This window comes from Flavobacterium sp. 140616W15, assembly GCF_003668995.1.
In the GTDB taxonomy this organism is placed as follows: domain Bacteria; phylum Bacteroidota; class Bacteroidia; order Flavobacteriales; family Flavobacteriaceae; genus Flavobacterium.
The window spans coordinates 3,867,840-3,886,851 of sequence record NZ_CP033068.1; the positions used below are offsets into that span (position 1 = coordinate 3,867,840).

Sequence of the window (19,012 nt, forward strand, 5' to 3'; positions counted from 1 at the left end):
TAACCATAATTTCTTCACAAATTAACTTTGAATCCTCTCAAAATCAAACACAAACCTTCAAAAAATGCCAAATATGTAAAACAATATTGTTTTTAATAGGATTATCTAAAACCATAAAAGGAAATTTAGCAATTACTGGATAAAACAATTTAGTTTTAGTACTTTTGTAATTAGAATTTTTCTAAATAAGATATGCTAGATATTCATAAAATAAGAGCTGAGTTTCCGATACTTTCACAAAAAGTAAACGGGAAACCTTTGATATATTTTGACAATGGAGCCACATCACAAAAACCACAGGTTGTGATTGATGCGATTTCAAAATATTATCAAGAAATAAATGCAAACATACACCGCGGAGTACATACTTTGAGCCAATTAGCAACTGATGCTTACGAAATCTCAAGAGTAAAGATCCAACATCATATTAATGCTAAGCATTTACATGAAGTACTATTTACTTCTGGAACAACCCATGGGATTAATTTAGTAGCAAACGGTTTTGCTTCTATACTAAAACCTGGAGACGAAGTACTGGTTTCTGCTTTGGAGCATCACAGTAACATTGTGCCTTGGCAAATGTTATGCGAAAAAACTGGTGCTACTCTTAAAGTGATTCCAATGAATCAGGATGGAGAACTTATCATAAGCGCGTACGAATCTTTACTATCTGAAAAAACAAAAATAGTTACCGTAAATCATATTTCGAATGCATTAGGAACAATCAATCCTATAAAATATATGATTGAGAAAGCTCATGCTGTAGGCGCTGCCGTTTTAATAGATGGCGCACAAGCTGTACCACATTTAAAGCCAGATGTTTTGGATTTAGATTGTGATTTTTATGCTTTTTCGGGACATAAAATGTGCGGACCAACTGGAACTGGAATTTTGTATGGAAAAGAAAGCTGGTTAAATAAACTTCCTCCTTACCAAGGTGGTGGCGAAATGATAAAAGAAGTTACTTTTGAGAAAACTACTTATGCTGATTTACCACACAAGTTTGAAGCAGGGACACCAAATATTGCTGGTGGAATTGTTTTAGGAACTGCAGTAGATTACATGAACAGTGTAGGTTTTGAAAACATTCAGAAACAAGAAAAAGCGTTACTTGCTCATGCTACTAAGCAATTACTTGAAATTGAAGGTTTAAAAATCTATGGGACTGGTAAAGAAAAAACTTCAGTAATATCTTTTAATATTGATGGAATTCATCCCTTTGACATTGGTTCAATAATTGATAAATTAGGAATTGCAGTACGTACTGGACACCATTGTACGCAACCAATCATGAATTATTTTGGAATACCCGGAACTGTAAGAGCTTCTTTCTCTTTTTATAATACAATAGAAGAAATTGATTTAATGGTCGAAGCGGTTAAAAAAGCTAAAATTATGTTATCTTAATCAAACCAAACCTATGAAAGTACTATCTTTTTTAATTCTGACAATTTTTATTGGAAACAGTTGTGTAAGCCAAAAAAATATAGATATGAGTACTGTAGAGATAGTATATTCTGCTGTTTCTCGTGGTTATTACCAAAAGATAGTAGTTAAAAATCAGATGGTATCCATTACTAAAGGCAGAGGAGAAGAAGCTGTAACAAACAAAATCAATGGAGCACAATGGGCAAGAATTGTTTCTGAATTTAAAAAAATCAATTTAGAAAGCATTCCACAACTAAAAGCACCTACTGAAAATCGTTTTCATGATGGAGCAGCCATTGCTAATTTAAGAATAACAAAAAATGGAAAAACATACGAAACTAATGGTTTTGACAATGGTTTTCCTCCTGCAGAAATAGAAAAACTAGTAACTTTATTAGTTGCTTTTACTCAAGAATAAGACATGACAATAAAAGAAATACAAAACGAAATAGTCGAAGAATTCTCGATGTTCGATGATTGGATGCAACGTTACGAGTATATTATCGAATTAGGAAAAAATCTACCATTAATAAAAGAAGAGTACAAAACTGAAGAAAACCTTATTAAAGGTTGTCAATCGAAAGTATGGCTTCAAGGTGAACAGAATGGTGACAAGATTGTTTTTACAGCTGATAGTGATGCTATTTTAACCAAAGGAATCATTGCAATCTTAATTAGAGCTTTTTCTAATCAAAAGGCAGAAGACATCTTAAAAGCTGACGTAGATTTTATAGATGAAATTGGATTGAAAGAACATCTATCTGCAACCCGTGCCAACGGACTGGTCTCGATGATTAAAAACATCAAGATGTATGCCTTAGCATTCGACTCGAAAAACAAAAATTAAATTAATAAAACATAATGTTTTTAATTTGAACCAGTAAGCTATTAAGTTTCATAAAGAAGCAAGATTAATCATCTTACTATAAATAATTAAAACATTGAGATATTAAATTTCATAAAGAAGCAAAACTTAATTTTCTTATTATCATAATGGTAAAAAAAATAAGCTTGCTGTTTAAAATGAACCTACATCATTTATATGGTGAAAAAACAAAAACAAGAAAATGGAACAAGAAATAGACACTAACGAATTAGGAGAATCAATCGTAAAAATCTTAAAAACAATTTACGACCCTGAGATTCCTGTAGACATATATGAATTAGGATTAATTTATGACGTAATGGTAAATACAGATTACGAAGTAAAAATATTAATGACATTAACATCTCCAAACTGCCCGGTAGCCGAAAGCTTACCTAGAGAAGTTGAAGAAAAAGTAAAATCTATCGAAAACGTAAAAGACGCAGAAGTAGAAATAACTTTTGACCCACCTTGGAGTAAAGAATTAATGAGCGAAGAAGCTAAATTAGAATTAGGAATGCTTTAATATTTGTTTCAAGTTTAAAGTTTCAGGTTACTCAACTTGAAACTTTAAACCTGAAAACAACTTTTTATATGGAAGAAATAATCAATAAAGTTGCCAATAGTGCCTTAGAAGTTTTTGACCTTGAGGATTATTATCCAAAAGGGTTACGTGCGCAAATTGATATTTCGCAATGGCTTTTGGAAGGTTTTCTTTTAAAAGAAAAAGACTTTCGCGAGCATCTTAAAAACCACAATTGGTCACAATATCAAGATGCTTACGTAGCTATTAATTGCAGTACCGATGCTATAGTTCCTGCTTGGGCTTCAATACTGGTTGCAATTCAATTAGCTCCATATGCTAAAAAAATTGTTGATGGCACACTCGAAGATTTAGACTCCAGCCTTTACGAAGAGATTCTGCGCAACCTCGATTACACAGCATACAAAAGCAAGCCTGTAATCATAAAAGGATGCTCAAAAAAGCCTGTTCCTACTCGCGCCTACATTCTAGCTGCTCATTATTTACAGCCTTTCGCAAGAAGTATTATGTATGGAGAAGCATGCTCTGCTGTACCTTTATACAAAGAGAGCAAGAAATAATTTACAATTAAAATTAAGTATTTTTTAACAATTTCATGGTTTTTAGTATATTTGTGTTAATCAACACTAAACAAGGAACCTATGAAAAATCTTCTTCAACTCCTTTTTATCTTCCTAGCAAGCTTTTCTCTTGTACAGGCACAGAACACCGAAAAAGAACTAATAAAAAACACTGAAAAAGCCGTTAAATTCATATCCGATACTACAGGGAACGGATGGAAAAGCACAGGAAATGTTTCGTTTCTTTTTAATCAATCAAATTTCAATAACTGGATTGCTGGTGGTGAAAACAACATCTCAGGGAATTTAGGTATTAATTACAACATCAATTACAAGAAAGATGACGTTAGCTGGGACAACAAAATTCTTGCTTCATATGGTATCTTACAAACTGAAAATTCTGATTTTGAGAAAAAGACTGATGACAGATTAGAAATTAATTCTATTTATGGAAAAAGAGCATTTGGTAATTGGTACTACTCCTTTTTTGTAAATTTCAGAACACAATTCACAAAAGGATATGTGTATGGCCAAGATGCAAATGGCGCTGAAATACGAACTGAAAACACAAATTTCATGTCTCCTGGCTATCTTACGTTTGGTCCTGGTATTTTTTGGAAAAAGAGCGACAATCTAAAACTAAATTTCGCCCCTCTGACTTCAAAAATGACCTTTGTAGACAAACTATACACATCTGATATTGGATACGTAGACGAGTCTTATTTTGGCGTTAAAGCAAACAAAACGATGCGCTATGAATTAGGTTTCTACGCTTCGGCATATTACAAACTTGATATAATGACCAACGTTTCTGCTGAAAATATTTTAAACCTATATTCAAATTATCTAGAAGACCCACAAAATATCGATATTGATTACTCATTAAATATTGTAATGAAAATAAATAAATTCCTGTCAACTAACTTGTCGTTTCAAGCAATTTATGACGACAATGCTTTTCAAGGATTTCAAACCAGAGAAGTTTTTGGCTTAGGAATAAATTACTTATTCTAAAACACAAAAAAAGCGCTTGCAATTGCAAGCGCTTTTTTTATTCTTCATCTTCCTTTTCGATTGCATCCTTATAATCAGGATACAAAAATTTATTATACGGAAACCTAGTAATATGAATTTGTCTAACAGACTCATACACTCGCTCTCTAAATTCTTCGAAATTTTCTTTGTTTGTTGCCGAGATAAACAAAGCATTTTGCTCTCCTAAACGATGCATCCAAGTCGTTTTCCACTCTTCAATCGTGTAATGTCTTGGTGTTTTTTCGGTAATCAAATCATCCTCATCAATAGTTAAATGCTTATAAGCATCTATCTTATTAAAAACCATAATAACTGGTTTGTCATGAGCCTTAATATCTAACAAAGTTTGATTAACAGATTCAATATGATCTTCAAAATCTGGATGTGAAATATCTACAATATGTAATAACAAATCAGCTTCACGAACCTCATCTAATGTACTCTTGAATGAATCTACCAATTGAGTTGGCAGTTTACGAATAAAACCAACTGTATCAGAAAGCAAGAACGGTAAGTTTTTAATCACTACTTTTCGAACTGTTGTATCTAATGTAGCAAACAATTTATTCTCTACAAAAACATCGCTTTTTCCAATAGCATTCATTAATGTTGATTTTCCAACATTTGTGTACCCTACTAAAGCCACACGAACCATTGCGCCACGATTACTACGTTGCACACCCATTTGCTTATCGATAGTTTTTATTTTTTCTTTCAACAATGCAATTCGATCACGAACGATACGTCTGTCTGTCTCGATTTCTGTTTCTCCAGGTCCACGCATTCCGATACCCCCTTTTTGACGCTCAAGGTGAGTCCACATACCAGAAAGTCTAGGTAGTAAATACTGACATTGCGCCAATTCAACTTGGGTTCTTGCATAAGAAGTTTCAGCTCTTTGAGCAAAAATATCTAGAATTAAGTGTGTTCTATCTAGGATTTTACAATCTATAATTTTAGAGATATTCTTTTGTTGCGAAGGAGACAATTCATCATCAAAGATCAAAGTCGAAACACCATGCTCTTTTACAAAAAGATTGATTTCGTCAATTTTACCAGTTCCAACAAAAGTTTTAGGATTCGGACGTTCCATTTTTTGCGTGAAACGTTTTATAACTTCACCGCCAGCAGTATAAGTCAAAAACTCTAACTCGTCCAGATATTCATTTAACTTTTCTTCACTTTGATTTTGAGTTACAATCCCAACAATGGCTGTTTTCTCAAAATTTAGTACTTCTTTTTCTAACATAACTTTAAATAAGCTACAAATTTAGTGATTTGCAAGGTACTAAAGCCTATTGATGCATTTTTTTAAATACAAAAACAAAGACTTCAATTGGTAATAAGTAATAATTCCTATTCGTAAATATATGTTTTATCAATTTTTACAATTCCATTTTGCTCTAAAAAAGAAGATGAAATTGGATAATTCAATACATTATACTTATATTTTCCTGATACTCCTGTGTAATTTGTTGTAGAAGGAGCAAATGCCAATTCATTATTATAAGAAATGGATTCAAAGCTAAATTCATCTTCATGAAAAGAGATTAACGGTACAATAACTTTATAATTTGGACCAAATAAATTTTGTACAATCAATAAATCAACTGATTTTTTATCATCAAAAGTAAAACTATTAATCATTTTTTCACCCAGAACTCCTTTGTGACGTACTACATTATCATTAGAATATACATATTCAATTTTATTAAAAATCTGTTGATTTCTATCTCTAGAAGAACGTCTTATGACAAGTCCATTTTCAACTACATATTCAATATCTTCCAGTATGGTATGAATATTGCTTTTTTTGGTTATTACTTTAATTCTTGCTCCTTCATAACTCATCGTTACTGTCTTAGTTACAGTCTCGCCGTTTTCATCGTACTTTTTCATGAACTTAGTAATCCTATCATCTTTGTCGTAACTATATTTTACAACTTCTTTCCAGTTACTACCTATTCTCTCTTTTACTGTCATATCCAAAAGCCCTTTCAAATTGTAAAAAAAACTATGTACAACATCTGATGTTTTTATGGTTAGAAGCTTACCGTCTTGGAACAAAACCGTTTTATTCTCAATTTCACCACTTTTTGAATCGCGGTAATTTGTCTTAACGACATTTATTTGTTTTAACTTAATTTGCTGATCTTGACTGTGGATCAAACATGAAAAAGCCATCATAAAAATGGCAATGAAGTAATTTTTCATCATGGTATTTATATCGATTTGGGATGACCAAAATACAAAAAACATAGAAAAAATACTGTTTTCACAACCAAAAAACGAAACCTTATTATAGATTTTAAAAACAAGCTATCTAATATTAACTGAACACTAGACACTTATGTTTATTTATAAATATGCAACTCCACATACAACCTTTACTTATCTCCTACAATTACAACATCATCTACCATAAAAGCGCCGTTAAGTATCTTATCCTTTCCTGATCCAACATACTTAAAAGCAATATGAATATTTCCTGAATAGGAGGATAAATCAATACGATCCGAACTTATAAATTGACGAACAGGAGTAGATAATGTAGGAAGTATTGCTTCTAACTTAGTCCATTCAGCATTAGCGACATTAAAACCATCAAAATTAGTTGACACATAAACTTCTAAAGAATTCAATGGAGAATCAACTTTTAAATCATGTTGCGCGCTTCTAAATGACAATACTGCATTTTTATAATCATCTATATTTATCTTTGGAGAGACCAACCATGCAACGATTTCAGCTGCTGTGGTACCTGTTGTGTTAAATTCAGCATAACCATTGCCTGCAAAAACGGTACTTTTCCATAATTTAGTTCCTTTCTCAACTATATTACTCCAACCTGGCAGGCTAAAGTTTACATTATTCTGTACCATTTGAAAGTCTTCTGAAAAAAACGGAACAGAACGTTTTCCTTCCATCGATATATCTTTCTCAGATCGTATCATAATTTGATAGTCTGAACCGTATTTTGTCAAAATTCCTCTCACTGTTCCGCTCCCTTTTGGCACTAACTTACTTGCAAAATTAGCGTATCTACTCGTTCTAAAAATAACTTGATTCCCAGATTTATCTCTTAAATTCCAATTGGTTGCACCGCCAATATTATTACTTTCTTCAAAATAATGACGCCCCATAGCTGCATCTGAAAATTGAACATTACTTAATTCAACTAAAGTATTAATATTATTATCATTCAATAATTCTGAGATCGAAAGCGAACGAATCAACTTATTCTCATCAATAACTTCGCAAGAAGCATTGAGTACATTTTTATAATCATTTTGGTCAATTCTTCCAACTGAAGTATTTCCATAGGCATTAACATACAAGCTCCCTATTCGTAAACTTCCATAATTTATATCAGTAAATTGATTTTTTAATTTAATAAATACCTTTCTTCCAACTCTATAATTTATATATGTATTTGTTGCATCAACACCAATACTAAATCCTTGAGTAACGACATTTTTAGCAGGAAGTGTTTGAATAGATATTGTTTTAAAAAAATTACCCGATTCATCACTAGAAATCACATAGCCTTCCATGATATCATCGTACAAATATTTAGCAGCAACAGGATTTGTATTATTACGAACCTCAACAACTGATGTGTTTATGGCTAAATCCGGTTGGTTGCACATAAGTTCTGGAATAGACGTTTCATCTTCCACGCAACTTAAAAAAACAAGAGATATTAGAGATATTATAGAAAATACTAAAGGGCTGTATCTATTTTTCATAGTAAACACTTTTTTAAAATTCATAGATTAATTGCTAAGTTCCCAAAATAAGATCTCCCGTATCCATAAAAATATTTTGGACCAAACGAAGGCGTACCGCTTGATTGTTGCTGGTCTAATCGGCGAAAATTTGCATTTCTTGCCTGCTCAAAACCTCCTGTTTTATATGTTTTATTCAATGCATTATTAATACTCACAAACAGGGATATGTATTTTCGGCGAACACGCCATGATTTCCCTCCTGTAATATTTAATAACCTAATCGGATCAAATTTTTCTTGTTTCAATATTATTTTTGCTCTTTCTGGCGAGGCTTCTGGAAAAGAAAAACCACTCTTGGGATTAATATAAAACTGAGCTGTTCTAGAAATTGGAGAAACATCTATATAAGAGTTTGCTAGATAATTTATATTAGTTCCGATCCACCAATACTTAGGATTACGATATTCAACTGCTAATGAATAAGCTTGCTGGGGCATTCCAGGCTGTTTATAATTCTTCAATGTTGCATTCCCAAAATTAAAGACAGGATTGCTGTTTTCTAAAGATACTCTTGCATTATCTACAACAATAACATTAGGATTGCTATCATAAGTATATTGACCGTAGGCTAGAGACAAAATAGTTTTAAAAGTCGGTAAGATTTGATGTTCAAAACTCAGCTCGACTCCAATATTTTTTTTATTCAGATGAGTTAATGTTTGACTTACAAATGCATTTGTGTTATCGAAACCAGCCCCATTATCAAAAATTCCTTCAGCATAAAAAAAGGAAGTTTGTGTTGCATTTTTTATCAAAGAATAATATCCTGTAAGTCGTGCTTTTATCTTAGGCGAATGGAAAATATAATTCCCTTCAATACTACTAATATTCACACTTTCTATCCCATCTACAACACTATTATTTAGTCGTGCATTAGGAAACGTATTTCTAATTGTAGGTGCTTGAGTTAAATAAGCTCCATTAATAAACAACCATTGTTTTCCTGATATTTTATAAGTCAAACCTCCTTTGAAAGCAAAATTTTCGAAATTTACTTTCTTACTTTTCCCGAAAGAATTAGTAACATAAATTCCATTTTGATATAAACCCTCTCTTTGATAAGTCGAACTAGAGAAAGCTTGAGCAAGATAAAAATCGACTTTACGATAAGTGAATTTAAATTGCGTAAAAAAATCAATTGTATTGGCTAGATAATTATAATTATATCTGTAAGAATCTCCAACTCCAACCCTCCTATTGGGATTCTTTAAATCCGATTGTGACTGGTCACCTTTATAAAACAAATCGATATCTTCAAAATACAAACCCCCTAATAAATCCGTAAGCAATTGGTAATTATGTGATTTTAAATTTCTGAATGCTATTCCACCATTAAAGAAAATATTTTCTGTTAATTGGGAATTCACATTAGAATTAAAAGATATTGTTTTATCATCAGTTCTGCCTTCATACAAAATATAGCTACTTTGTGCTGGCACATAACCAGTAACACTTTTGCTTGAATTTGTTGTTAGCATTTGATTTGCTCGATATAATTCATTCCAATTTATTTGTGAATTTGTAATAAATAGGATTTCATTTTTTTTAGCATTTTGATAATCTGGAATAAAACTGCCTGGATATTCTCCATGATCTTTTGCATATACAGAAGTATAATAACTTGGTAATTTACGGTAATGTGTTGGATCTGGACTATTTACATTTTGATAATCTATATTACTATTACTTACTTTCCCAAACTGATATGTTATACTTGAATTTAGAGTTGTTTTATCATCAATTCTAAAAAAATGGTTCAACATTAAAACGGGTTCTTCCACTCTTTTAATTCTGGCATTTTTTTTCTTTCCGCCTTGCCAGCCCCAATAGGAATTATATCGCTTACTTGTAAGCTGAGTTACTTCATCTGTATTGGGTGAATTTTTCCCTCTAGAATTTGGAGTATAAAAGCCTGTAAAATTAAAAGAATGTTGAGTGTTTAATTTCTTTTCGATACTCATAAAAAAAGAATCTGCATCGTAGTTTGTTCCTTCAAAGAAACCTTCATTTGCCTTACGTTTTCCTGCCGAAATGACATAAGCCCATCCCGAAGGCATTAAACCTGTAGCATAAGTAGCCATTACTCGAAAACTATAATTTGTATTACTACTCGAAAATGTAATTCGAGAACTTGGCCTATAGATTGAAGCTCGTGCATTAATTTGTTGTGTTCCCAGAATCCCTCCGAAAGTATAATCTGAGGTTGCAACTCCAACTGAGAATTCCTGATTCCGTGTAGCATCATTTAAACCTCCCCAATTTCCCCATTGTGGTCTACCATCGTACATTTTATTCATTGTGACTCCATTGATAGTCATCGTAGCATGTTGACTATCCAACCCGCGCATTCTAAAACGTGCTTGACCCCAATTAAAAGCTGATGCCTGTATAAAGGCATCACGTGAAGATTGTAAAAGTCCTGAAGTATTTTCGGAACTAGAATTGTCATCATTTAAGTCGTTTTCCGACAAAGAAATCATGAACGCTTCTGATCCGATTTGATTATCCTCTTCTAAAACTAAAACACCTAAATCTATCATTTCTCCAGAAACAACTTTTATTGGAAATAATAAATCTTTATATCCCTGACTATGCAACAATAGCAATTGATTTCCTTCTGATTGCAAAACCAACTTAAATGTACCATCACTCTCCGTCAATTGCATAATTGCTGAGTTTTGAATACTAACCACAACATGTTGAAGTGGTTTTTGTGTTTTCATATCAACTACCTTTCCAGAGAAACCAGTTTCGTTCTGCGCAATAACAGTCATTAATTGGAAAATCAATAAAATTACAGTTATACACTTTTTCATACACATTCTATTTAACTATCTCAGATTCTTTAATTAGTAAAGTCAAAGGATTAAAGTTTTGATTGTGGAATAATTTGAGATGATAAACCTTCAGCTTATAACAACAATCAAGAAATGTTTTGGAAAAGTGGTATCTAAATATTTACAGAAAAATAAGAATTTTACTATATTTTGTAAGCGCCAAATATACGCAAGAAAAACAATATATATTATTTTTCTTGCAAAATTTTAAATTAAAAACAAAAAATAGTATTAGAAGTTACGTTTTAAAAAGTATGTTTCTCTATTCTATAGCCTTTATTCTAGAAACCATAAAAGCGATGAAGAAACCGAAAACACCAATAAATGCAAAAGAAAATCGAAGACCAAAAACTTCGGCAATGTAACCAATAACAGGTGGGCCCATTAAAAACCCAAGAAAACTTACACTCGAAACTATCGTTAAAGCTTCTCCAGCAGGAACTGTTGGATTTTTCCCTGCTACACTATACAATGTTGGCACGACTGTAGAAACACCAAGTCCAACAAACATAAAGGCAATCGTACATGGAATTATATATGGAAATAACACTGAGGTAAAAAGTCCGACTGATATAACTAATCCGCTAATTTGTAGCACTTTCTTTCTTCCAAATTTAAGAATCAGTCCGTCACCAAGAAAACGACCACTTGCCATCATTATCATAAACGAAGTATATCCTAAAATTACCAACGCTCCAGGAGCTTTTACAACATCTTTAAAGTAAACACCACTCCAATCAAACATAACTCCTTCGCTCGCCATGCAACAAAATCCAATTACTCCCAACCAAATAAGCGAACTGTCAGGTTTTGTAAAGAGTTTCTTTTTCTTCTCTTCTACTTTTACTTTATTTTTTTCTTTCGCTTTAATCAAAAATTTATAATTAAAAGCGATCATAACCAATACAATTCCTGCTACAATTACAAAATGATAATATGGTGTAAATTTTAAAGCAAGCATTCCTAATCCGACTAAAGCTCCTGAAAAACCAGCAAAACTCCACATACCGTGAAAAGAAGACATTATTGTTTTCTTAAAAAGCACCTCTGTATATACTCCCTGAGTATTTACAGCAATATTGGCTAAGTTCCCGAATATTCCAAATACAAACAATGCAAGTGATAATTGCCATGACGCAGTAGCTAAACCTAGATTGGTTAAACTAAAAGCATAAAATAATAATGAAAGAATAAGAATTCTATGACTTCCGAATTTAGTTACTAGCTTACCTGAAAAAGGCATAACAACCAATTGACCTAATGGTAATGCAAACAAAATAGATCCTAATTGTCCTTCGCTTAGACTTAAAGCCGTTTTAATATCTGGAATTCGGCTTGCCCAAGTAGCAAAACACAAACCCATTGCAAAATAAAACATACCTACCGCAAAGCGAATTCGATTTAGATACGATGCTTTTACATTTTTATACGTTTTTTTAAATTTTGCTTTGGTCTTAAATCTGCCAATGAAGTTTAAATCTATCAAAATGAATTATTTAGGGTTTGATTGGGCAAAATTACAAAATTCATTCTTTTGATTAATTTAACTCAACCTGTTAAAATGATTTATAACGTTATTGTTTATAAATTAAGTGAAACGCAAATTTTTTAAAACAGTCCCAATCGTGAAGCTTCGGACAATCTTCTTAAGTCAAAGATATGTCTGCAATACTTTCCTAAATAAGTCTCTCGCCAAGTCGCTAAGAAAACGTACATAACTTAGTGACTTGGCGACTCGGCGAGAAAATTTATTAGTAAAAAAGCTTAACTTGAATGACATTGAACTTAGGAACGGAAGAAAAACAAGTTTAATTCACGTTCCATCCGAAAAGAGTTAAATAACTACAAATCAATCACTTTATTTTGGGCATTACTCGCAATAGCGGCTTCAATGATTGTCATCGTTTTAACGCCATCATCGGCAGTAACAGGTTCTACTGTATTTGTTGTAATCGATTGGTAAACTCCATCAAAAAAATCATAATAATTACCCTGAAAAGTTGGAATTTTTTCTTTGACGATTTTGCCCTCAATTTCAGTATGCAAAAGTCCTTTTAGCGCTTCGGACTCTGTTCCCCAACAAGCTAAATTTGGTATTTTACTTAGTTTTAAATCATCTTCCTGAACATCACCACGAGGTTTTAAAAACGATCCTTTCTTTCCATGAACAACATACGCTGGATTGGCTTCTCTAACAAAGAAACTTGCTTTTAATCGAACTCTAAAGTCATTGTAATACAATAGTAAATCCATATAATCATCTACCAATGAGTTTTCACGTGTAGTCCTGATATCAGCAAAAACTGATTTTGGGAATCCAAACAAATGCAAAGCCTGATCTATTAAATGTGGTCCTAAATCTTTTAAAATTCCTGCTCCCGAATTAGCAGTTTCTTTATGTGTTTTAATACTCAACGACGGATTATAACGATCAAAATGAAATTCAGCTTCGACTATATCTCCCAAAACACCATCTTTAACAACTTTTTGAACCGTTTTAAAATCACTATCCCATCTTCTGTTCTGAAAAACAGCTAATTTTAATCCTTTTGCTTTAGCTAAATCAGCCAATTCCTGAGCCTGAGCTACAGTAGTTGTAAATGCTTTTTCGACTATAGCATGTTTACCAGCTTCTAATACCTTTTTGGCATATTCGTAATGGGTTTCAACAGGCGTATTTACAATAACCAAATCGATGTCGTCTGCAAGAACATCTTCGATAGTTGGATAGCTTTTAACTGTTGGGTAATCTTCCTGTATAAGTTTTTTGCTTCTTTCCCAAGAACCCACAAGTTCAAATCTTGGATGAATAGCGATAAATGGTGCGTGAAAAACTTTTCCCGACATTCCGTATGATAATAGTGCTGTTTTTATTTTTTGCATTTTATGTTATTTTTTTTTCACAGATTAAGTTTTCTTCTAACCATTAAGATATTAAGAAAAATTAAGTTCTTAATAAAAAAAGATTAAAAGAATTTTTCAAACCAAGTAGGAGATTAATTAAGATGCACTCTTAATGAAACTTAATCTCTTAATGATTCAAATTAAAAACATTATGTTTTATTTTCTCTAACCATTAAGAGATGAAGAAATTTAAGTTCCCCTTATTAATGAAACTCCGTTAATATTTATTTTTTCACCAAAGATTAAATAGATTGAAGAAAATTGAGTTCAAAGCTTAATGAAACTTAATCTCTTAATGGTTCAAACTAAAAACATTATGTTTTATTTTCTCTAACCATTAAGAGATGAAGAAATCTAAGTTTCCCTTATTAATGAAACTTAGTTGATATTTATTTTTTCACCACAGATTGAATAGATTGAAGAAAATTGAGTTCAAAGTTTAATGAAACTTAATCTCTTAATGATTCAAACTAAAAACATTATGTTTTATTTTCTCTAACCATTAAGAGATGAAGAAATTGTAAGTTCCCCTTATTAATGAAACTCCGTTAATATTTATTTTTTCACCAAAGATTAAATAGATTGAAGAAAATTGAGTTCAAAGCTTAATGAAACTTAATCTCTTAATGGTTCAAACTAAAAACATTAATGTTTCATCAAATTTTAGCTCTTTCATATTGTTTTGGCCATTGAATATCGGCGTTTAACTCCGATGCAAAATGCAATGCCAAGTTCGGATCACGAAGTGATTCCCTGGCAAACAAAATTAAGTCGGCCTCACCATTAGCCAAAATTTCTTCTGCCTGATTAGCTTTAGTAATTAAACCGACAGCTCCCGTTAAAACTCCTGTTTCTTTTTTTATCCTTTCGGCAAAAGGCACTTGGTAACTTGGTCCTATTACAATTTTTTGGTGCGAAACTAATCCTCCCGACGAAACATCTACAACATCTACCCCTTTGGATTTTAAAATTACCGAAAGCTTCACTGATTCCTCAATACTCCACCCTTCAGCTGCCCAATCAGTTGCCGAAATACGAACAAATAAAGGCAAATCAACAGGCCATTCTATTTGCACTGCATCAACGATTTCCAAAGTAAGCCGGATTCTATTTTCGAAACTACCTCCATATTCATCCGTTCTAAGATTAGTTAATGGCGACATAAATTGATGTAGTAAGTACCCATGTGCTCCGTGAATTTCCAAAACCTGATATCCAGCCGCAACTGCTCTTTTTGTCGTTGCTTTAAAATCGAAGATTACTTTTTGGATTCCAATTTTATCTAGAGCTTCTGGAAGAAATGGTTCGTCTTCATGATATGGAATCGCACTTGGAGCAACGGTTTGCCATCCGCCTTGAGCGATATCCAGCTTTTTATTGCCTTCCCAAGGCACCGAAACGCTCGCTTTACGTCCGGCATGTGCTATTTGAATTCCAGGAATTGCATTTTGAGAAACAATAAATTGATTAATAACTTTCAATTTTTCTATCTGTTCATCATTCCACAATCCTAAATCCTGAGGCGAAATCCTTGCTTCGGGTGAAACTGCAGTTGCTTCCTGAATTATCAATCCCGAACCTCCACTGGCGCGAGCACCCAAATGTACCAGATGCCAATCGTTGGCAAAACCATCAACAGCAGAGTACTGACACATTGGTGAGATAACGATTCTGTTCTTTAAAGTAATTTTTTTTATAGAAAGTGGAGAAAACAATACTGATGCCATACAATGTAACTTTTAATGGTTTTACACTACTAATACTTTACATAGTGTTCAAAAAGTAAAGTTACTGCATCTTAGCAAAACAAGAAATTTAAATGTTTATTAATTAACAAACATTTAAAACCTTATAACTTATATTGCACTACGAATTAAAATAGAAAACGTTACTTTTGTGCGTTATTTAAGAACAAAAATTAAACAATGGATATAGTTATCAAGCTTTCTCAATTTTTATTGAGTTTATCATTACTTATTATTCTTCACGAATTAGGGCATTTTATCCCTGCAAAACTATTTAAAACAAGAGTCGAAAAATTCTATTTATTTTTTGATGTAAAATTTTCTCTTCTAAAAAAGAAAATCGGCGACACTGAATACGGAATCGGATGGTTACCTCTAGGTGGTTATGTAAAAATCTCTGGAATGATCGACGAAAGTATGGACAAGGAACAAATGGCTTTACCTCCGCAACCTTGGGAGTTCCGCTCTAAACCAGCTTGGCAACGTTTAATTATTATGTTGGGTGGAGTTACTGTAAACTTTATTCTTGCTTTTATTATTTATATAGGAATGGCTTTTGCTTATGGCGAAACTTATGTCGCCAATGCCGACATAAAAGATGGTCTCTCGATTGAAAATCCTGTTATGGTTAAAGCTGGTTTTAAAACTGGCGATAAAATTCTTGCTATAGACGGTAAAAAAGTAGCCAATTTTGACAGTCAGCTAAACATGGATTTAGTGATGTCTAAGCAAGTTCTTATTGATAGAAATGGCGTTGAGCAAACTATCAACATGCCAAATGATCTTGTTGACCAATTATCAAAGCATGAAAAAAGTCCGCTTGTTTCTATCAGAATGCCATTTGTAATTGGAAATATTGCTGCAGAGTCTCCAAACAAAGAATTACAACCAAAAGATTTGGTTATTTCTCTTAACGGTCAAAAAGTAAAATATTATGACGAAGTAAAAGCAATACTAGAAACTAATAAAGGAAAAACAATTCCTGCCGTAGTTTTAAGAGACCAAAAAGAGACTCCTGTTACTGCTATTGTTACAAAAGAAGGAAAACTTGGTGTAAATGTTGGTACTCTAGGAATGGATTCGTTGGAGAAATTAGGTTACTATAAAGTGAGCACTAAAAAATTCGGTTTCCTTGAATCGATTCCTGTTGGGATTGAAAAAGGAAAAGATCAATTAGTTGGTTATGGTAAACAATTAAAAATGATTTTTAATCCAGAAACTAAAGCATACAAACAAGTAGGTGGTTTTGCGGCTATTTACAACATTTTCCCTAGTACTTGGAGCTGGGAAGTATTCTGGTCTATCACTGCACTTTTGTCAATTATGCTTGGAGTTATGAATTTATTGCCTATTCCGGCACTAGATGGTGGTCATGTGATGTTTTTATTATACGAAATTGTTAGTGGAAAAAAACCAAGCGATAAATTCCTTGAAAATGCGCAAATGGTTGGCTTTGTCTTACTTATCTCATTGCTTTTGTTTGCTAACGGTAACGACATTTACAAAGCAATTGTTGGGAAGTAAAAAAAATAAATAAAAAGTGCGAAAAAATTTTTTAGAAAGGAAAAAACCTTCTATATTTGCACTCGCTAAAAAGAACAACAACTTCCTCCTTAGCTCAGTTGGTTAGAGCATCTGACTGTTAATCAGAGGGTCCTTGGTTCGAGCCCAAGAGGGGGAGCAACTTTTTTTTAGCAAACATATTTACCTTTAAGGTGATTCCTTCTTAGCTCAGTTGGTTAGAGCATCTGACTGTTAATCAGAGGGTCCTTGGTTCGAGCCCAAGAGAGGGAGCTTCAAAATACCACTTACAAATTGTAAGTGGTATTTTTTTTTGTACCTTATTCAGCCAATCTATTCTTTATGCACTTTGTTTACATTATTTACTCTCCAAGCAAAGAAACCTACTATATTGGAGAAACTTCAGATATTCAAATTAGAATACAATGGCACAACTCTGGTCAGTTTAAAAATTCACATACCAAAATTGCAAATGATTGGATATTATTTTATTCTATTCTATGCATTAACATTGAACAAGCTAGAAAAATTGAAAAACACATAAAAAGCATGAAAAGCAAAACATACCTCCTTAATTTAAAAAATATCCTGAAATTACAGAAAAGCTATTATCGAAATACTCTTAATCAGAGGGACCTTGTTCCGATAGCTATCGGAACGAGCCCAAGAGAGGGAGCAAAAAAGACTATCAGAAATGATGGTCTTTTTTTTTGTTTACATCACACCTATTCTTTAAACGCAAAGGAAAGCGCAAGGATTTACGCAAAGTTCGCAAAGCTTGATCATCGATAAGCTTTGCGAACTTTGCTTTTTTTTAACTTTGCGGGCTTTGCGGTTAAAAAGGATCAGGAGCAAAAGTTGGGGATTAGGCAAAAAGATTAGACAATCTGAATAAAAAGAAATCTACATTTCTCACTCCCCTAAATTGAGATCTAAATGCTTTTATTTTGGCATTAAAAGATTCTGCTGAAGCATTTGTGGGATCAAGTACAAAAGTTAGGGATCAAGCAAAAATATTAGATAATCTGAATAAGAAGAAATCCACTTTTCGTACTCCTCTAAATTGACTTCTAAAGACCTTTACTTTAGCGTTAAAAGATTCAACTGAAGCATTAGTACTTAATATTATCAAAATAGCTTAAGATTGACTGATAATTAACGAATCAACACGAAAACCTGTGGAGCTGTAGAAATTAAGCAACTATATTAGTTAGCCAAAAGGAAAACTCAATATTTCTTACTCGTATAAGTCTAAATACTTTTATTTTAGTATTGAACGATTCCGCTGAAGTATTAGAATCTATGATTGATTTACTTTTTCATGCCTTTTTATTAGCTTAACAAAACCAATGATTATATCTTTTGTGTTTTCGAAGATATTTCGATTCTTGGGGTAGATTATATCCTTTTTAAATATCAGGAGAGGATTAAAATATTAGTTAGCCTCAAAATCCTCTGCAACATTAAGCAATCGCTAAATTCACACACACCACAGCGGTTTTATTGTTTTTTTTTTATGAAAAATAGTACAAAATAATTTGTTTATTTCATTTGTAGTTATATATTCGTATAAAATTGATTACAAATCTTCACTGACTTCATAATAAGAAGCAAATAAAAAACACTTTATTTTAGTACAAAAGAAGAATTCTAACTCATTTTAAAAATATCTCTTTTTCTGTTCATACTAGTCAAACAAAATAGAGAGAGTTCTAAAAAAAAAAATAGACTTCAATTATTTTCATTATAGCATTTAAAGCAATTTTAAAATTTGAAGCCTCG

General features: G+C 32.3%; 17 protein-coding genes and 2 tRNA genes. 10 read left to right on the forward strand and 9 right to left on the reverse strand.

Annotated features, from left to right (window positions below; all coding sequences use genetic code 11):
* Positions 1 to 192: 192 nt before the first annotated feature.
* The 6 genes from EAG11_RS16900 to EAG11_RS16925 all read left to right on the forward strand — a co-directional run bounded on the left by EAG11_RS16900 (position 193) and on the right by EAG11_RS16925 (position 4,411).
* Entirely contained in the window at positions 193 to 1,407 is a 1,215-nt protein-coding gene (locus EAG11_RS16900; RefSeq protein ID WP_129540190.1) for an aminotransferase class V-fold PLP-dependent enzyme, read from the forward strand.
* Between the two features lie 85 nt (positions 1,408 to 1,492).
* Complete coding sequence (locus EAG11_RS16905) at positions 1,493 to 1,846, forward strand: hypothetical protein (RefSeq protein ID WP_242499189.1); 354 nt, start codon at positions 1,493 to 1,495, stop codon at positions 1,844 to 1,846.
* Between the two features lie 3 nt (positions 1,847 to 1,849).
* Positions 1,850 to 2,275: a SufE family protein gene (locus tag EAG11_RS16910; protein ID WP_129540192.1), complete on the forward strand. Its 426-nt coding sequence runs from the start codon at positions 1,850 to 1,852 to the stop codon at positions 2,273 to 2,275.
* Positions 2,276 to 2,495: 220 nt separating this feature from the next.
* On the forward strand, positions 2,496 to 2,819 hold the full coding sequence (locus EAG11_RS16915) for an SUF system Fe-S cluster assembly protein (protein ID WP_129540193.1): 324 nt from the start codon (positions 2,496 to 2,498) through the stop codon (positions 2,817 to 2,819).
* Positions 2,820 to 2,887: 68 nt separating this feature from the next.
* Positions 2,888 to 3,397: a DUF2480 family protein gene (locus EAG11_RS16920; protein ID WP_129540194.1), complete on the forward strand. Its 510-nt coding sequence runs from the start codon at positions 2,888 to 2,890 to the stop codon at positions 3,395 to 3,397.
* A gap of 81 nt (positions 3,398 to 3,478) precedes the next feature.
* Positions 3,479 to 4,411, forward strand: coding sequence for a DUF3078 domain-containing protein (locus EAG11_RS16925; protein ID WP_129540195.1), 933 nt, complete (start codon positions 3,479 to 3,481; stop codon positions 4,409 to 4,411).
* A 37-nt stretch (positions 4,412 to 4,448) separates the two neighbouring features.
* Here the strand turns inward: EAG11_RS16925 and hflX are convergent, their stop codons facing one another.
* The 7 genes from hflX to EAG11_RS16960 all read right to left on the reverse strand — a co-directional run bounded on the left by hflX (position 4,449) and on the right by EAG11_RS16960 (position 15,691).
* Complete coding sequence (hflX, locus tag EAG11_RS16930; protein ID WP_129540196.1) at positions 4,449 to 5,681, reverse strand: GTPase HflX; 1,233 nt, start codon at positions 5,679 to 5,681, stop codon at positions 4,449 to 4,451.
* Between the two features lie 107 nt (positions 5,682 to 5,788).
* Complete coding sequence (locus tag EAG11_RS16935) at positions 5,789 to 6,649, reverse strand: hypothetical protein (protein WP_230605555.1); 861 nt, start codon at positions 6,647 to 6,649, stop codon at positions 5,789 to 5,791.
* Positions 6,650 to 6,819: 170 nt separating this feature from the next.
* On the reverse strand, positions 6,820 to 8,181 hold the full coding sequence (locus EAG11_RS16940; RefSeq protein WP_129540197.1) for a DUF5689 domain-containing protein: 1,362 nt from the start codon (positions 8,179 to 8,181) through the stop codon (positions 6,820 to 6,822).
* Positions 8,182 to 8,201: 20 nt separating this feature from the next.
* The gene (locus tag EAG11_RS16945; protein ID WP_129540198.1) at positions 8,202 to 11,039 is read right to left on the reverse strand and encodes a carboxypeptidase-like regulatory domain-containing protein; all 2,838 of its coding nucleotides are present in this window, start codon (positions 11,037 to 11,039) and stop codon (positions 8,202 to 8,204) included.
* Positions 11,040 to 11,322: 283 nt separating this feature from the next.
* Complete coding sequence (locus EAG11_RS16950; RefSeq protein WP_129540199.1) at positions 11,323 to 12,546, reverse strand: MFS transporter; 1,224 nt, start codon at positions 12,544 to 12,546, stop codon at positions 11,323 to 11,325.
* Between the two features lie 356 nt (positions 12,547 to 12,902).
* On the reverse strand, positions 12,903 to 13,943 hold the full coding sequence (locus EAG11_RS16955) for a Gfo/Idh/MocA family oxidoreductase (RefSeq protein WP_129540200.1): 1,041 nt from the start codon (positions 13,941 to 13,943) through the stop codon (positions 12,903 to 12,905).
* Positions 13,944 to 14,620: 677 nt separating this feature from the next.
* Complete coding sequence (locus EAG11_RS16960; RefSeq protein WP_129540201.1) at positions 14,621 to 15,691, reverse strand: NADH:flavin oxidoreductase/NADH oxidase; 1,071 nt, start codon at positions 15,689 to 15,691, stop codon at positions 14,621 to 14,623.
* A gap of 198 nt (positions 15,692 to 15,889) precedes the next feature.
* Here EAG11_RS16960 and rseP point away from each other — a divergent pair, with 198 nt between their 5' ends.
* From rseP to EAG11_RS22445, 4 genes are all read left to right on the forward strand, one after another.
* Positions 15,890 to 17,233, forward strand: coding sequence for an RIP metalloprotease RseP (rseP, locus tag EAG11_RS16965; protein ID WP_129540202.1), 1,344 nt, complete (start codon positions 15,890 to 15,892; stop codon positions 17,231 to 17,233).
* 83 nt (positions 17,234 to 17,316) lie between these two features.
* Positions 17,317 to 17,390, forward strand: a tRNA-Asn gene (locus EAG11_RS16970).
* Positions 17,391 to 17,429: 39 nt separating this feature from the next.
* A tRNA-Asn gene (locus EAG11_RS16975) sits at positions 17,430 to 17,503 on the forward strand.
* A gap of 69 nt (positions 17,504 to 17,572) precedes the next feature.
* Positions 17,573 to 18,022: a GIY-YIG nuclease family protein gene (locus EAG11_RS22445; protein WP_129540203.1), complete on the forward strand. Its 450-nt coding sequence runs from the start codon at positions 17,573 to 17,575 to the stop codon at positions 18,020 to 18,022.
* Positions 18,023 to 18,095: 73 nt separating this feature from the next.
* Here the strand turns inward: EAG11_RS22445 and EAG11_RS22920 are convergent, their stop codons facing one another.
* Both EAG11_RS22920 and EAG11_RS16990 read right to left on the reverse strand, forming a co-directional pair.
* Positions 18,096 to 18,176, reverse strand: a complete 81-nt coding sequence (locus EAG11_RS22920) for a hypothetical protein (protein ID WP_371414646.1) — start codon at positions 18,174 to 18,176, stop codon at positions 18,096 to 18,098.
* Positions 18,177 to 18,233: 57 nt separating this feature from the next.
* Positions 18,234 to 18,362: a transposase gene (locus EAG11_RS16990; protein WP_230605534.1), complete on the reverse strand. Its 129-nt coding sequence runs from the start codon at positions 18,360 to 18,362 to the stop codon at positions 18,234 to 18,236.
* Between the last annotated feature and the right edge of the window lie 650 nt (positions 18,363 to 19,012).

Coding starts and splice junctions, on each gene's coding strand:
- EAG11_RS16900 (WP_129540190.1), top strand. CDS start 193: ATGCTAGATATTCATAAAATAAGAGCTGAGTTTCCGATACTTTCACAA.
- EAG11_RS16905 (WP_242499189.1), top strand. CDS start 1,493: ATGAGTACTGTAGAGATAGTATATTCTGCTGTTTCTCGTGGTTATTAC.
- EAG11_RS16910 (WP_129540192.1), top strand. CDS start 1,850: ATGACAATAAAAGAAATACAAAACGAAATAGTCGAAGAATTCTCGATG.
- EAG11_RS16915 (WP_129540193.1), top strand. CDS start 2,496: ATGGAACAAGAAATAGACACTAACGAATTAGGAGAATCAATCGTAAAA.
- EAG11_RS16920 (WP_129540194.1), top strand. CDS start 2,888: ATGGAAGAAATAATCAATAAAGTTGCCAATAGTGCCTTAGAAGTTTTT.
- EAG11_RS16925 (WP_129540195.1), top strand. CDS start 3,479: ATGAAAAATCTTCTTCAACTCCTTTTTATCTTCCTAGCAAGCTTTTCT.
- hflX (WP_129540196.1), bottom strand. CDS start 5,681: ATGTTAGAAAAAGAAGTACTAAATTTTGAGAAAACAGCCATTGTTGGG.
- EAG11_RS16935 (WP_230605555.1), bottom strand. CDS start 6,649: ATGATGAAAAATTACTTCATTGCCATTTTTATGATGGCTTTTTCATGT.
- EAG11_RS16940 (WP_129540197.1), bottom strand. CDS start 8,181: ATGAAAAATAGATACAGCCCTTTAGTATTTTCTATAATATCTCTAATA.
- EAG11_RS16945 (WP_129540198.1), bottom strand. CDS start 11,039: ATGAAAAAGTGTATAACTGTAATTTTATTGATTTTCCAATTAATGACT.
- EAG11_RS16955 (WP_129540200.1), bottom strand. CDS start 13,943: ATGCAAAAAATAAAAACAGCACTATTATCATACGGAATGTCGGGAAAA.
- EAG11_RS16960 (WP_129540201.1), bottom strand. CDS start 15,691: ATGGCATCAGTATTGTTTTCTCCACTTTCTATAAAAAAAATTACTTTA.
- rseP (WP_129540202.1), top strand. CDS start 15,890: ATGGATATAGTTATCAAGCTTTCTCAATTTTTATTGAGTTTATCATTA.
- EAG11_RS22445 (WP_129540203.1), top strand. CDS start 17,573: ATGCACTTTGTTTACATTATTTACTCTCCAAGCAAAGAAACCTACTAT.